Source organism: Caballeronia sordidicola (genome assembly GCF_000729995.1).
GTDB classification, from domain to species: domain Bacteria; phylum Pseudomonadota; class Gammaproteobacteria; order Burkholderiales; family Burkholderiaceae; genus Caballeronia; species Caballeronia sordidicola_A.
Genome location: NZ_JNFG01000198.1, coordinates 1 through 15618, shown reverse-complemented (window position 1 = coordinate 15618; position 15618 = coordinate 1). Strand labels below are relative to the sequence as shown.

The 15618-nt window shown below is 54.0% G+C and carries 8 protein-coding genes; 4 read left to right on the top strand and 4 right to left on the bottom strand.

All coding sequences use genetic code 11. The annotated features are described in order from the left end of the window. The first annotated feature begins 366 nt into the window (after positions 1-366). Together FH08_RS48855 and FH08_RS0134440 are read left to right on the top strand one after the other, a co-directional pair. The gene (locus FH08_RS48855) at positions 367-3201 is read left to right on the top strand and encodes a glycoside hydrolase family 99-like domain-containing protein (RefSeq protein ID WP_035568200.1); all 2835 of its coding nucleotides are present in this window, start codon (positions 367-369) and stop codon (positions 3199-3201) included. A 395-nt stretch (positions 3202-3596) separates the two neighbouring features. Beyond that, entirely contained in the window at positions 3597-5198 is a 1602-nt protein-coding gene (locus FH08_RS0134440; protein WP_031362691.1) for a polysaccharide pyruvyl transferase family protein, read from the top strand. A 357-nt stretch (positions 5199-5555) separates the two neighbouring features. Here the strand turns inward: FH08_RS0134440 and FH08_RS0134435 are convergent, their stop codons facing one another. Together FH08_RS0134435 and FH08_RS0134430 are read right to left on the bottom strand one after the other, a co-directional pair. After that, positions 5556-6344 (bottom strand): SAM-dependent methyltransferase, encoded by a 789-nt coding sequence (locus FH08_RS0134435; protein ID WP_031362690.1) that lies wholly within the window; start codon positions 6342-6344, stop codon positions 5556-5558. A 543-nt stretch (positions 6345-6887) separates the two neighbouring features. Beyond that, on the bottom strand, positions 6888-7244 hold the full coding sequence (locus FH08_RS0134430) for a hypothetical protein (protein ID WP_031362689.1): 357 nt from the start codon (positions 7242-7244) through the stop codon (positions 6888-6890). Between the two features lie 457 nt (positions 7245-7701). Here FH08_RS0134430 and FH08_RS0134420 point away from each other — a divergent pair, with 457 nt between their 5' ends. After that, on the top strand, positions 7702-9753 hold the full coding sequence (locus FH08_RS0134420; RefSeq protein WP_031362688.1) for a recombinase family protein: 2052 nt from the start codon (positions 7702-7704) through the stop codon (positions 9751-9753). A 16-nt stretch (positions 9754-9769) separates the two neighbouring features. Here the strand turns inward: FH08_RS0134420 and FH08_RS0134415 are convergent, their stop codons facing one another. Beyond that, a complete protein-coding gene (locus FH08_RS0134415; protein ID WP_235210595.1) occupies positions 9770-10681 on the bottom strand; it encodes a transposase in 912 nt (303 codons plus the stop codon). A 923-nt stretch (positions 10682-11604) separates the two neighbouring features. Between FH08_RS0134415 and FH08_RS0134405 the strand changes: the two genes are divergently transcribed. Next, positions 11605-13401, top strand: coding sequence for a hypothetical protein (locus FH08_RS0134405; RefSeq protein ID WP_152602991.1), 1797 nt, complete (start codon positions 11605-11607; stop codon positions 13399-13401). 491 nt (positions 13402-13892) lie between these two features. Here the strand turns inward: FH08_RS0134405 and FH08_RS0134400 are convergent, their stop codons facing one another. Further along, positions 13893-14888 carry an acyltransferase family protein gene (locus tag FH08_RS0134400; protein WP_031362685.1) on the bottom strand — a complete coding sequence of 332 codons (996 nt, stop codon included), beginning with the start codon at positions 14886-14888 and terminating at the stop codon, positions 13893-13895. Positions 14889-15618: the final 730 nt, after the last annotated feature.

The following is a 15618-nucleotide window of genomic DNA, read 5'->3' as shown; positions in this document are numbered from 1 at the left end:
CGTCGAAACCTTTGTTGTCGGAGGGCTTTCCTCCTGCGATTGGACCGAACCGGTAAAGAAGCTTCGCCTCGTGCTCAGTCGCGAAAGCCGATTCAACCCGTTCGCTTTCAGGAAATGACCCGTCGGAGAGTCACCGGTGAATGGAAGTTCAGTTCTGCAGTCTCTTTCCCGGAGGCGCACAAATTACCGGGGCGCCGACTCGTACTGGAAGTGATGGGTAACGGATACGGATACAAAGTACGCAGTGTTCGCAGCTTCGTTCGGCATAAACGTGCTCCTCGGCTTCCCGCGATCCAGCATGTTAGATCAATAGCAATGCTGCCGTAGGAGTAGTTGCTATTTAACTAAGAAGTATCTGAGATAGAGATGAATATAATCATTGGGTTGACGGAACATATTGGAGATATCATTGCGTGCGAGCCAGTTGCTCGTTATCTCAGAAAAAAATATCCACGTGCCCATATCTCTTGGGCTGTACTTCATGCATATCGTGATCTGATCGACGAGAATCCGTTCGTCGACGAAACAGTTACGGTTGATTGCCTCACGGACTGGATCAGGCTGACGAAGCACGAGTCATATGACAAAGTGGTCGATTTGCATGTGAATTATCGGGTTTGTTCGCATTGCAGAATTCCGCTTATCAAGGAAAACGGAAACCCGTTCGTCAATGCCTACGAGTGGTTCGATTACGGTGCGCTGCTTGAAGCTTTCTCGTATGGAGCAGGGTTGCCGAAGCTGTCGGCTCAGCCAAAAATGTATATTCGAGCCGAGGACGTGGATGCGGTCAATTCTCTCGACCTGCCGCGCGATTACTGCGTGATCCATCGTGAGTCGAACAACGTTGATAAAGATTGGACTGCGGAAAATTGGGTCCGGTTTGCCAAATGGATTCAAGCGGAACTCAAGCTTTCGATAGTCGAAATCGGGGCAGGGAAAAGTCTTGTGGCCTCGCCACTGGACGGGTTGTCCACTAGTTTGATCAATCGGACATCGATTCTGCAGACTGCCGAAGTTATCCGCCGCGCCCGTTTCTTTGTCGGTATCGATAGCGGTCCGGCGCACATGGCCAATGCGACAAGTACGCCAGGCATTGTCCTTCTGGGCCGTCTGAATGTGTTCCGCCAATATACCCCGTTCACCGGTTTTTATGCCAGCGACGCCCCTGAAGTAAAACTTGTCCGAAATCTCAACGGTCCGGCGAGAGAGACGCAACTTGACGACGTCATTGCCGCGACTAGTTATGTCGCAAAAATGTTGGAGACGAAGCGAGGGGCTGGTTTGGCAAATGTCAGCACTGCGCGTGTTTCGAACGGTCAGTCAATATCCGAAAGTAACTTAGCTATATCTGTTCCAGTGGCTGCTGCGCAAGCTCACGACAAAGCACAGGTGATCGCTTCGGGCTACTTTGATCCGGCGTGGTACACCGTGCAGTATCCCGACGCCGACAATGAAGGAGTAGATCCGCTCGACCACTTCGTCACGATCGGCGGTGCGCGCGGTTACTCGCCAGGCGCAGAGTTTGATGCAGCGCATTACTTAAAGATGAATGTGGATGTTGCAAAATCCGGGACCAACCCTCTTTTGCATTTCATCGATTTCGGTAAAAAAGAAGGCCGACATATCAAATCAGTAGGTCGGAGTCCCGAAGGGGGCGTATGGCCCGACTTGGCCCGGACGCGCGCGCGTGAACAGGCATCCGGATTTCGCCCGCGTTTGTCAACTCCGCTCGATCGGGAAGATGAGTCTGGCGACTCAGTGAAGGCTGATGAGAGTTCGAACCAAGTGGTTCCGCGCACGTTTGCTTTCTATCTTCCACAGTTTCACCCAATTGCCGAAAATAATCTGGCCCACGGTGCAGGTTTCACCGAATGGACCAACGTCATAAAAGCCGAACCCCTTTTCAGGGGACATTATCAACCGCGCATACCAGGTGAATTGGGTTACTACGATCTGCGTTCGTTCGAAACAATGCGTGAACAGGTTCGGTTGGCTATCGAGCATGGCATCACTGGATTTTGCTTCTATTACTATTATTTCCACGGCAAGAAGCTTCTGTACAAACCCGTCGAGAATTATATTAATTCAGACATTGAGGCGCCGTTCCTCTTTCTTTGGGCTAACGAGAATTGGAGTAAGCGTTGGGACGGCGGCAACAACGAAGTGATTATTGCGCAGGAACATTCCGATGACGACGATTTAGCGTTTATCCGGGATCTAATGCCGGTTTTTCGCGATAAGCGTTACGTTAAGGTTGACGGTAAACCTGTATTGCTTATTTATAAGACGCACCTTTTTCCAAATATTCTCGGTACCACGGAAATCTGGCGCGCGGAAATGGAACGGCACGATTTTCCCGGGATATACCTTGTCATGGTTGACGATTGGGTTGCTGACCCCGTCCACCCGCGGATGCTCGGATTCGACGCAAGCTATGAGATTCCCTCGAACATAGTCCCTCAACAAGTGGTGAATTTGGGGAATGAGGAGCTCGATCTCGCGGACGATTTTAGAGGGCGTATCGTAGATTACGAGAAATTCGCGCATTACCATATGAGCCGGCCGTTTCCCGAGTACAAGCGCTTCCGCACGGTGATGTTGCCTTGGGATAACACGCCCCGATATGGATCTGGTGCAATGGTTCACGTCAACACAGGCGGAGACGCTTACAAGCAGTGGTTATCTCAGGCAATCCTGGACACGCACGACCGATACTCACCGGACGAGCAGATTGTGTTCCTGCATTCATGGAATGAATGGTGCGAGGGAACCTACCTGGAACCGGATGGAAAGTCCGGTCGCAGGTTCTTAGAGGAAACCAGCGAGGCTATTAAAGACGCAAAAAGCGTACTGGCATTGGGCGATGACTCTCAAGCACGAAATGCATTGCTGAAGTGGCAGCGGGTGCAGCGTAAAAAGGACGAGGGTGCGTATCGGATCATGCAGGCGAACCAGTTGCAGACTGGATATGTTCATCGTGAACTTGAGCGTACGCGTACAGCCTTAAAAAAGGCGGGGGTAGAGCTGGCGGAACTCGATCCGGATCCTGAAGCAAAACTAGCGGAAATCGCCCGCGAAGCGGCTGCTGCACATGTCGAGGTTGACCGGTTGCGAGCGGAAGTGGCTGCTATTCGCTCATCTACGTCCTGGCGCCTTATGGCTCCTGTCAGGGGTATTATTGGAAAATTGCGCGGAAGGTGAGAGCTGACGGAGTTTCCGCTCCCCTGGATGGCAGTGGAGCGGATATTGATCTGTGGATCTAACGAATCAAACGGTAGATACCAGTTTTTTCCACACGACCCCTCAATACGGGAACTAGTAGCACCAACGGTTTGTTTCGCATTTGCGAGACCGTTACCGCTTCAGTTGATTGCGCCAGACACCGTAATGCGCGATACCCGAGACGTGACAATCAATAGTCATCCAAGGTGGACACAACGGTTCCCGATTGGACTAATTGCTCGTCCCGAGCGGATCACCGACCGCCGAGCATTTTGCTTACGCGGGTAGCCACCGAGTACACTTTGTTAAACGCCGTCAGAAGGCTCAGAGAACCTTACCGCGGAAACATTTGATAAGTTTGAGGCAAAGCTGCTATGAATTTAGAAAGTAAAAACATCGTCTTCTCCACCACGCGGCAATGGAATCCTGGCGATGAAATAATCTTGCTGGGCGTGCGCAAAATATTTGATGAGTTGGCGAAATTCCGCGTTAACCCTGTAATTTTTAATCGAAATCCGGATCTGCGGTCCGGATTTCCTGGGCTTGAATTGTCTGATGATTCGGCGAGTTTTTTCGACAACTCATTTAAGCCGGACAGCGACGGTGGTGCGATCGACTGGGTCGTATTCGCGGGAACGCCCGAATGGTGCAACGTCCGCAGCTTTGACCTCTATCAACAGATACTGAAGTCCAATTTACCTGTGATGTTCCTGGGTGTGGGAGGGGGCTTCAACCTGTACCGTGACGAATTTCGGGAGGTAATCGGGAAGGCTAAGGCCTTTACAGTGCGTGAGGACGACACGCTAAACGCTGTTGTAGGACAGGGATTTTCTGCCCGGCAATTACCTTGTCCAGCCTTGTTGTCGGCGCCTTCCGGCAAGGAAAAGAAAATTACCGCCGTCGATAATATTGCTCTTATTTATCAAGCATCACGAAACGATTCGGTATTTTGGGGAAGCTTATCATCCGAAGCTTATGATTTTCAAATAGAGATATTTCGTCAGATTATCAGCGGTTATGGATCCCGATTCAAGTTTTCCATTGTGGTTCATTATATTGACGAAATAGCTCTCGCTAGTCATGCGTTTCCTGGCATGGATGTGCACTACTCATATGACTCAGCAGATTACTTTGATATATACAGCCAGTTTGATCTTGTGATTGGACCGCGAGTGCATGGGATAGGCGCAGCAGCATCCGTTGGCGTTCCAGGCATTGCCATTTCTCACGATCAACGAGGCATGACGTCTGCGGGCTTTTTGGCCGATATCGTCAAGGTCGGTACGCCGCTGGATGTGGTTGTCGCGGTATTCGACGAGGCGATAAAAAACGTTGTACCGAGGAATGAGGCGCTGGCTGCCCACAAACGCGCGACCATGCGGGAATATGTGGACTTGGTTGGAAAGGCGCTGGAAGATCCCGAGGTGCGATATAGCGGCGTAATGTCTGTTGCCGATCCGGAGAGCCGGCCCCCTGGGCTGTCCGCGTTGTCTGAAAAGCTTGACCGGACGGATCTCGCACTTAAGGTGGCGCAGAAACTCGCCATCGAACGTGGTCACGAGATCGCCCAATTGTCTGAACGGCTTGATCGAACAGATCTCGCGCTTGGAGTGGCACAAGCGCTTGCCGTTGAACGCGGTCATGAGATTGCCCTATTAACAGAGCGGCTCGCAATCACTCAAAACGCACTTGATAGTACGCAGGCACTTGCGCGCGAGCGTGGCGACGAGACGAGCCAACTACGCGATCAATTGACGAAAACCCACGCGGGGTTAGAGGAGGCGCGGGCAGACCTCACGGCGCGCGCAGGCGAAATCGAGCAAACGAAGGTCAAATTGACCGAGACGGAGGTGGCACTTGCAGAGGCGCAATCGTCTATTGCGAACCTCGCACAGGAGCGGGACGCCGCGCTGAAAAGCAGTTGGACGAAATTAACGGAGCGGTTTCGAGAGTACTCACAACGAAGGGCTGACTAATTGTTAGGTGCAGGTGGCTCGGGCATGGGCGGCTAGGGATCGCGCATCACGCGAGTACCAAGGTTTCTGTGGTGTTGAGCTAGAGCTAGAGCTAGAGCTAGAGCTAGAGCTAGAGCTAGAGCGAGGGTTTCGCCTAGCCCCCTGAAGGATCGCCTATCATTTGTTGACACCGTCAAACGGGTCCTTCGGCGATCACGGCTCGACTGGCTGTTCGAGCGGTGATCGCGCGAGAAGTAGCTGAGTCCGAGGGACCGAACAGAATCGAGACGGACTTGCGGAGCAAAAGATCCGAATGTTGGGCGAAACATATCGGAAACTCCCCTGAGAGCTGCCAACACGCACGATCCTCCTCGCTGCCTATACTTGCTCGGTCGCGTGTTTCGCAAGGAAGACGAGCTGATTAGTACGCAGCGCCTCTTCTTTATAAATTTCACGAACTTCATCGGGGATTGGAAAATCATCGTAAGTTCGATGCTCTCGAGTGATCTCGAAACCTGCGGCTTTCGCGGCCCGAATAATCTGCCAATCCGTGGCGCGGTTGAGCGTTTCGTATGTCCTAAGAAGTGACTCGTACTCCTCCTGATTGCTTGTACGTTTTCTTAGTTCAGCGTAGTAAAGATTCTGCTGCATCGATAGATGAGCCCACGGAACCGGTATCCATGGTTCCAGGTGCGAACCATAAGCTGAATAAAACAAGGGGGTGGTCTGGAGGAACATCACACCTTGGGGTCGTAAGACTCGCTTCATTTTGGCTAGGCAATCGAGCAGCAAATCTTGTTGAATGTGCTCGAAGACTGACCAACTATAGATCACATCGAACGACCCGAATTTTTCGAGCGACGCGCTCGGGTCCACCATCTCAATCTGGAGGTTATCTGGCAAACGTCGAAGTCCAAGTTGGGATTGCGCAAGCGGTAAGGCCGATTCGATTTCTCGATGAACGTCTACACCGACAACGCGGTGAGCGTTTTGATCCACGGCCATCGCGACTGCCATAGTGCCCTCACCGCAGCCGAAGTCGAGCACGTCTTTGCCTGCTATCCCCCCAGCCTCGCTCGTCCAATCAGCAATTATCTTCGGTACATCTAGAAACTTGGCTCTGTAAGTTGCATCTTGAATCCGATCGGCAGACCATTCCTCAGTCATCGAGCTTTCTCCATTGGGCGTTTCTTGGGATTGAGTGGCGATTTGCAAATGTAGTATGTCTCATGTTGAAGTATCTGAGGGAGCATAGAAAAATAGACACGCTAAGACGTTCCGCTGTAAGTGACCTATCTCCGTTAGGTCGCAAAGTTTGGCCCGCTTCGTCCCGCGCAATCTTCTAGCCTCAAGTTTCATGCGGAGAGGACAGGATAAATTCGTCATACTTACCGAACCGATTTCTTCCGAAAAATAATCTCAACCGATTGCATGCGCTTAAGGCATAAACGAAACATGGGTAGGTATTTTCGTTCGCCATGGGTTCAAGGTTTTTTGCAAGTTAGACTTTGTAATAAGTATCCATTGGTACCCATCGAATGTTCGATCTCGTCAACTTCACCACGGTTGCGCGATCGTACTTAATTATTTGAGCCAGCGTGTGAATTTTCTACGCAAATATACGTTCCGATATGATGTCGCCTGCCAACAAAGCCTGCACTGCCGGCGGGTCTCCCGGGCAATCCACCGAAGTTAAGAAAAGAACTTTCATCAACAGTGTTTTTGGGTCATGGGTTTATGGGGTTTCGGTTTCTTGCTGCGTGGTTTTGACAGATTTTCTTGATGGCGATAGGTCTGCTGAGCGACCAGGCGCAGCACGTTATGGAGTAGCTTTTCGACCTTCATCCCGAGCAGCAACGCGGGCAGCAAAGGCTTAAGCGCGGTATGGACATAGGCACGGTTAATGCGTTGCGATGCGGGCAGTTCGGCGTCGGCGTGTGCGGTCAGCGTGGTCAATGCCTGCAAGTTGTCGGTCACCACCTTGGCAGCGACATCTTGTACGACGGCCTGCTGGGACAGACCGGAGACGTGTTCTAGATTGAGGCGATGCTTGAGTCGCTTGAACAAGGGTAAGTCATTCTGCCCGTCAACATCTCTCGCATGACATCGTAGTGCGCTACCGCTTTCACCCCCTTGTGGGTGAGCGTCTCGCGGTGGTCCGGTTGCATTACGTCAACGATGAGCCCTGCTACGTCATCCGGCGCTCTAACGGCACGACGGTGTCCGTCCCCGCGTGGATGACCGAGCTTGCGGCCGCCAAAGTGCGAGTCGTCGAGCAATCGCGCTTGTCCATTGCAGCGCTACTGGAGCTTCGCCGTTGTGTATCGACGTTCTTATCCTTACGGGATAGCCCGAGCCCAACAGGAGAACTCGACGCCGCCCCGCCCGATGGTTCAGATAGTGCTGTTCGAAGACGCCAGCGCAGTCCCCTTGCCGACACTACCGCAGGACGTTCAGCTCCAACTGCAGCAGCAGATGGTGCAGTGGATACGAGCCATCGCCGTGGCGATCAACCAGGGGGGCGATGAACAAGATCACCGCTGAACATCTGTCGCGGCTAGCCTGTGTATATGTCCGCCAATCGACGCAGGGCCAGGTGCAGAACAACCTCGAGAGCCAGCGTCGGCAATATGGGCTGGTTGAGCGCGCTCGGCAATTGGGGTGGGAGCGCGTTGAGGTCATCGACGACGATCTCGGCCGCTCCGGTTCAGGCACGCTGCGCCCGGGCTTCGAACGGTTGCTGGGCTTGCTTTGCGATGGCGAGGTCGGCGCGGTTCTGAGCATCGAAGCGTCGCGCCTGGCACGGAACGGGCGAGACTGGCACACGCTGCTGGAGTTCTGCAGCGTTGTGGGGGCGTTGCTCATCGATGCAGAAGGCATCTATGATCCCGTGCAGATGAATGACCGGCTGCTGCTCGGCATGAAAGGCACGATCAGCGAGATGGAACTGGCCAGCTTCCGGCAGCGAGCGCACGAAGCGATGAAGCAGAAGGCTAAACGCGGAGAGCTTTACATGCATGTGCCCATCGGCTACGTACGCACCGTCGAGGATCGCCTCGAGAAGGATCCCGACGAGCGTGTGCGCGCGGCCATCGACTTGGTGTTTCGCAAATTCGCCGAACTCGGCAGCGCCACGCGCGTGTATTTCTGGCTGGGCGAGCAAGGTATCGAGATGCCGGCTGTGACGAGCGCCGGCAGCGCAGAGCGCCACGAGTGGAAGGCCCCGCGCTACCACAGCGTGCTGAGCCTGCTGCACAATCCGATCTACGCGGGTGCTTATACACATGGCCGCAGCAAGACCAGCGTGCGCATTGAGGATGGGCGCAAACGTGCCGTGCGTACCCACCAACACAGGCCCGAGGATAGGGCGGTGCTGATTCGCGATCATCACGAGGGCTACATCGACTGGGACGTGTACTGCGCCAACCGGGAGTTGATGGCCCACAACACCAATGGACATGGCAGTGCGGTGCGTGGCTCGATCAGGAGCGGCAGCGCGTTATTATCAGGATTACTACGCTGTGGGCATTGTGGGGCCAAGCTTAGCGTGAACTATCCAGGCCCGACCAGCATCCGCTATCAATGCACCACACATATCCTCAGCCGTGACCACGCCTGCTGTGTCGTGTTCGGCGGCCTCGGCGCGGATCAACTGGTGGCCGAGCAGGTGCTGCGCTGCCTGCAACCGCTGGGACTGCAAGCGGCGGTGCTGGCCATCGAGCAGTTGCAAAGCGTCGACGACGAGCGGCTCGCCCAGAAGCGCCTGGCGCTGCAGCGTGCTCGCTATGAAGTCAACCGTGCACAACGCCAATACGATGCCGTGGACCCCGCCAACCGTCTTGTTGCCGGGTCGTTGGAGAAGCGTTGGAACGATGCATTGGCCGTACAATCGCGGCTGGAGGAAGAGGTCTCCGAGTTGATGCGACAGCGCCCCGATGCACTCAGCGATGAGACCAGGCAAGCCCTCATGGCGTTGGCCGAGGATATACCACGCCTGTGGGAGCACCCCGACACGACGCCCGATGTCAGGAAGCGTATCGTGCGAACCGTGATCAAAGAGATCGTCGTGACCGCTGATGGCGACTCGGTGCGCTTCATTGTGCATTGGCAAGGCGGCGATCACACGGAGCTGAGTCTGAAGAAGACACCTATCGGTGCGCATCGCTACGTCACGAGCGCAGAGACGATCGAGTTGATCACCTCGCTGGCCCGCATGCAGCCCGATGAACGTATTGCAGCGACGATCAATCGACTTGGACACCGTACGGCGCATGGGCAAACATGGACAGCTGCGCGAGTGTGTTCGATCCGCAAGGGTCATAGTATTGCCGCCTACCGCGAGGGCGAGCGCCAGGAGCGCGGCGAGTTGACCGTTGACGAAGCGGCGACCTCGCTCAACGTCACACACACCACCGTGCTGCGGCTAATCCACCAGAAGGAACTGTCGGCCAGGCAAGTCTGTCGCAATGCGCCGTGGACCATTCGCCAAGCCGATCTCGATGAATTTCTCGCTGCCCGGGCCGAGCAAGGCCCGTCAACGCACGTCGCGGGCCAGTTGGGCCTTGATATTCAATGACATACGAAGGAGTGCATTATGGAAGGCCGTCGAACGCTTCTTCTATTCGCCAGCGCTGATGGTAGAGGTCGCCGAAGCAACTGGCGGGAAAGCGTACCGAGTCGAATAAGGTGGTCATCAGGACGCGCACATTGCCGTTCGGGGCGACGTGGCGGACCAGGCGCACCGTTTGAGGTTCGCGCGGGCACTCGTAGTCACGCGCGTCGCGGCAATTGGGAGCGCCCAGCGTGACGATCTGTTCGAGCAGTCCGGAGCGCAGGAATTTGCGCACGCAAGCAAACCCGGAGGAATCGACACGCATGCAAAATGGAAGTTGAAGCTGGTTCAACACGGCCACCAGCCAGCGGCAAGGATAGCCTCGGTCGAGGAGCAGCAAATCGGTGCTCGAGAGGCGATGGAGATGTTCGAACAGCATCTGCCGCTCGCCACGCTCGTGAACGCTGTGCAGCGAGGCGGCAAGCATCAATTCGGCACCGGGGAGAAACAGCCCAAAGGCGATTTGATCGGCCAGCGCCGCGCGCTTGACATGGCTGGCGCGCAGACCGAAGCGCATGGTGGATGCATCGGCGGCGACCAGTCGCAAGCCAAGCCAGCGCGGTATAAAGCCATAATGTTCGGCGCGCTCGATCACCCAGTCGTTGAGCTGCGGGAGGGCGCTCAAGGATAGCTTGGCTCGCGCTTGCGCGAAGGCTTGCTCAGAGACGTGGCGCACCAGTTGCGCTTGTTGCCGTAGATGGGCGAAGAACACATCGAGTTCGGCCTGTACGCTCATGCGCATGCCGGTGAGTAGTAACGCGACCAGAGAGGGCAAGGGCAACTTGCGATTACGCGTAAACGCCCTGGGATGTTCGGAATGCCGGGCTATTTGAAGAAACTCGGCCGACTGTAATCGCGCTGCAAGATCGGCAAAAAAAGCGGGAAGAGACATGGTCGCCAATGAGGAAAAAATCTCACTGCGCGACGCGATTTTTAAGGTGTGTCAAGTGGTTTTTGTTTTATTTATAATTAATATACGGAATCCTTAACTTTGGTGGATTGGTCTCCCGGGGGCTCTCGGCAATGGAACACGGGTTTTCTGAAAGGCTGTACACGTTGTCCATTGTCTCAACACGCTTTTAACGCGAACGGGGTTAACATCTCTCGCATCTGCGGATTCGAGGAATGGGCGGAGACCCGGGGGACAACGCCGCGATCCCTTGCCCACGGTTCAAGTGTCGTTACGATTGTTCGACAAAAGTACTGGAAAACCGTAGACAACAGAACATGAATATAATTGTCCCAATGCCGGAACAGTTGCACGTTGTCCCAGAAAAATTGTCTAAATACCTTCGTTGCTCGGAACGCAAGCAATTATTCCGGGGAGAACAGGCGAGGAGAACGAGAAAGCATCCCGGGTGATGCAGGGGCGCGCACGCGAACCGGTCGTTTGTACTTAGAGTTGGAGCCAGCGCGTGTTAGGTTGGTCAAAGCGGTCGTGAAGCACTGGAGGGGGAAGGTAAAGTCAGAACAGTACGGACGATTGCTGATGCTGAGCGCAAGGGTTCCAGTATCAGATATCGTGTGGTCGAGGTGAACGTGCGAACGACGAGATCAGACAGCGCCCAAGATGATCGTAATCGAGACGCTTACATTTAGGATCTTGGCGCTTGATTGCGACCTTGGTGAACCGCCGGGCTTTCTGCGTAAATGAGCCTGGTTGGTAACTTGGATAGGCTCAGATCAGGTGCTACTAGCCGCGCATGCTGTCGGCGTTGCTTTTGCACTCTTGGATTTACACAGCGAAGGGAAACGGCTACGCCGTGAAGCACGACGACGTCGTTGTGTTGAACCTTTTAACAACAAATGAAACGTATGCCAACAGCAAATCACCGTAGTGCATTGAATGAGCGCGCCGCGCTAGTCGTTGGTTTCTTGTTAGCCGTTGCCGCCGTGCTCTCCGTAAGCGTGGTGTGGACGACGCTTGCTTGGGAGACGAAGAATATTTTCGCCGCACCAATGTACGACGACATGTTCGACCATCAAAGGATGCACCACGCCTTATCGGGGGTGAAACAATTCCTTGCTTACATGGTTTCCCCTCACAACGAACATCGTATTTTTACGACTCGCGTCGTTTCGCTCCTAGACGAGCGCTTCCTCTCTGGCAGAGAGTATGGTCAAGTAATAGCAACAAATGTCCTTCAAATCGCAGCCGCTGTGGTGTCGTGGATCGCTTTCCTAAAAAGCGGAATTACAAAAAATGCATACCTGAAACTCGCTTTATTGGCACTGCTCCTGCTGTTTTTCATCAATCCGAATTTTCTTTATACGCTGATTTATCCATTTCAACTGCAGCACGCATTTATGGCTTGCATTTGCGTCGTCGGTGCACTTGTTATAAGCGACGCGTCCGCGAACTCGGATAACTTGGACCATCGGAGCTTGCTTGCGTATCTGTTGCTGCTCGCGCTGATTGCGACCCTGACACTGGGTAACGCCCCTGTTGTCCTAATTGCGGCTGCCGGCACGGCTATCGTGCTGCGCTGGAAGCCGTCACTTGTCGCCCTATTGCTAGGACTGGCGATCGCGCACGTTATTTTGATTCTATTGATTACACCGACGACTGGGACCAAATCCTACAACGTCATTCAAATCCTAAAATTCGCGCTGATGTATTGGGGCGGTCCTTTCATACGGCTCGACGCGTGGCCAGCAAGCTTTGTGACATGGACGGCGTCTCCCTATTTGGCCGGATTGTGCGGTGCTGTAGTGCTTGGTACGACTGTAGCTTTTGCGATCGCCCGCTTTGTCAGACCAGGGTTGGGTGGCCGTCTTGCGGTATTCGGTCTGGTGTTGTTGATCGTCATCGTGGTGACAGGATTGGCCGCCGGTCTGGCTCGCGCGCAATATGGAATTTTGGAAGCTGCAAACAAAAAATATGCATCATTCGCGGGACTTGGCTGGCTCGGCGTCTATGCAGTGGTTTCGGGCGTTCTCTTCGATGCAAGGGAGCGGCGGCGACGGTATGTAGGCGCGTCGATGGTGATCGCGATGACGATCATGCTTTCATTTGCCTTGTCCGGGTTGAACCACGAAATGAGGCTGTGGGAAAAGGCGCGAGATAGAAACTGGGAGTCAGCATTGGCTGGATTTATGCAAATCAACGATCGAAACGAGATACGGCTTCTCGATGAAAACGAGGTAGAAGCTGCTCAATATATGCAATTTGCGCGAGAGCACAATCTGGGAATTTTTTCTTATTTTCCTTTCCGATGGGGCGACAGTGCTTCGGTTTTCCTTGCTGCGCGCTCTGAGACGGCCTGTCGTGGTGCTGTGGAAGCAGTCGGATCAATCCCGAATAGCCAGTCCGAGAAAATATTCGATGTGCCCGGCACTCCAGTTACGATTTCTGGCTGGGCTTGGATGACGGACGACCATTCGCCGGCGAAGAACGTGATCGCCGTTGATGGAACAAATCAGATCGTCGGCGTCGCTACGAGTACCCGAACAAGCGCTGCCGCGGAAGAGTGGTTAGGACAAAAATTTGAGCAGAATGTCGGGTGGTTTGGTTATGCCCGAACAACTCAATGGCAGTCTTTAAAATTTTATGCGCTCTCCGAATCCGGTAAGTCGTTCTGTGCCCTTGGCCAAGTTGGAAGCGTGAGGTAGCGGCGGCGGTAGGGAAGTGCTTGCTCAGCCGTTTTGAAATTGTGTGAAAGTGGTCGCTCCTAGCGACCACTTTCCGATTCAGCATAGACTCGTGGCGTACATCGGCACGAGGTGACACGGCATACTAGACCACTGGCCGGTTGCGACGCTGACAGTGCCGACCTCGTACATCGTTGGCTAGTTTAGCTGCGCTATTCGAAGATCCTAACGGTGCAACACCGCGGAGGCTCGTGCCCTCTTTTGTGTCCCAATAAGCAGTAAGGATTTTCGGTCGAATATTGGGGTCGTTTTTGGAACGCTTTCCACTCTACAAAAAGGCCTCCGCTAGCCCGAGCACTTTTTTTAAGAGAAAACTCCGTGCCTCTCGCTGCCGCGCCGGCGGCGCATGTCGAAAGGTACCACGGCGATTGTCAGCACCGGTCTGGCGCCGCAACGCAGGCGTTGCGAGGCAGGCCCGCATATCCGAGCGGATACTGATTCTGGTTCCGACTTCAGGCTATAACAGTGCGTTTTGGAAGCAAGAAGCCTCGCAAGACAATCAGCATTGGCTTCTCGATCAACAAGTGCGCGACTATACCGCACCCGATCCCGGCGCCGATCAATAACGGGAAGGCGATGATCAAATGCTTTTCGAACGGAATGTGCCACCATTTCCCAGCCTCACCGAGAAACTCAATGGCAGTGATATGCGTTAAATAGATGGCATAGCTCGCATCGCCTCCCAAAACAATGAATCTATTCTTCAACCAGGCTGTTCTTTCAAAGGCAATCATCCCTACGACCATCATCGCACTCGGCACACCCCAAGCGATTGGCCGCGCCGACGTTTGAGTGTAGTTAATCGCGAAAATTGCGAGAGCACCTAGAACAAGCCATAGACCTATGGCTGGCTTCAAACGAGCCCTTAGGATGTCGATCGTTTGTGCAACTACAATCCCGGCAGCAAATTCCAGAAGAAACTGAGTTTCGGGGAATGTTCCACGCACGGAACCAGGGACCTGAATTAAGATTGGCGACACGCAAAGCACAAGTATCAAACAGGCGTTGCATGCGTTTTTGCGAAAAAAGATCAAGCATACTGTTGCGATCCCATAGAAAAGCATTTCGAACTCCAGCGTCCAGGCCGGATAGTAAATCGGATACCAAGGATGCCCAAACGGCGGCCATAGAAAAATAGATCTTAGAATTTCCGAAGGCGCGGGCGTCAACCCCCATGCAACAAATCTGAAATAGCCATAAACGAGCGTCGCTGTCCAGTACAGCGGCATCACTCGGATTAAACGCTTGACTGCGAAGCGTGTAGATGTGTCGTTGCCCTGTAGTGCAAGACCGATTACGAACCCACTAATCACGAAAAAGACGTCTACGCCCGCAGCGCCCACGGTTACCTTACCGGTGTAGCGCTGCAGAACATGGTGAACTACCACTGCCGCAGCCGCGAAGAATCGTAGGAAGTGTACCGAGTAAATTTTGTTCTTTTCGAACATTGACCTTGCTCCAAGGCGGCACCGTTGCGAATTAGCCGCAACGGGAAGGTGCGGAAATATGTTGAGTGACATGGTAACAAATCGCCTCAACACCCGCGCGCAGGCAAACGCGCTCCAGCAGTTATCGTGCCGACGTGATATGTGGCTATCTGATCACCTCAGTGCTCTTAGGGATGCTCCCGAAGAGAGGTGCAATAAGCGAAATTATTTCAGCCGTTACATGCGGCTATTTCGGCCCGTTCTGATGGTATTCGCCGTTCGGCGGCACCGCGAAAATGCCGTGCTTATCATGTTTGTATTCACGCAGGACCACACGCCGGATTATCGAAACGGAATTCCTCAATTACCCTGGGGGCGTCGAATACGAGCTGACCGGATGCTCAGAGAGCATGGCTCATTGGTAACCCCGATCCACGTCGCGAGCGTAAGACAAAGACTTCCTCGTCGAGGATCACCCGGCAGCGCGCATACCTCGCTCGAATCTGCGCATTGCGCGAGCGCGGAGTGTGACCAGTCATACGTCCCTGATGAAAGGCCGCCGTGGGACTCCTGTTAAATCGTGTGCGGCTCTATGAAAAACTACGCGGCGACCTGCATCGCTAGATAGTCGGACCTGCAAAATTCAGTTTGCTTGATGCACGACGCCGATAGGGAATTTTGTCGGAGCAGGAAGGCTAAGCGGCCGGAAGCGTTCCCGGTGCGCAAACAGCGGATGCGATGGCACATTGAC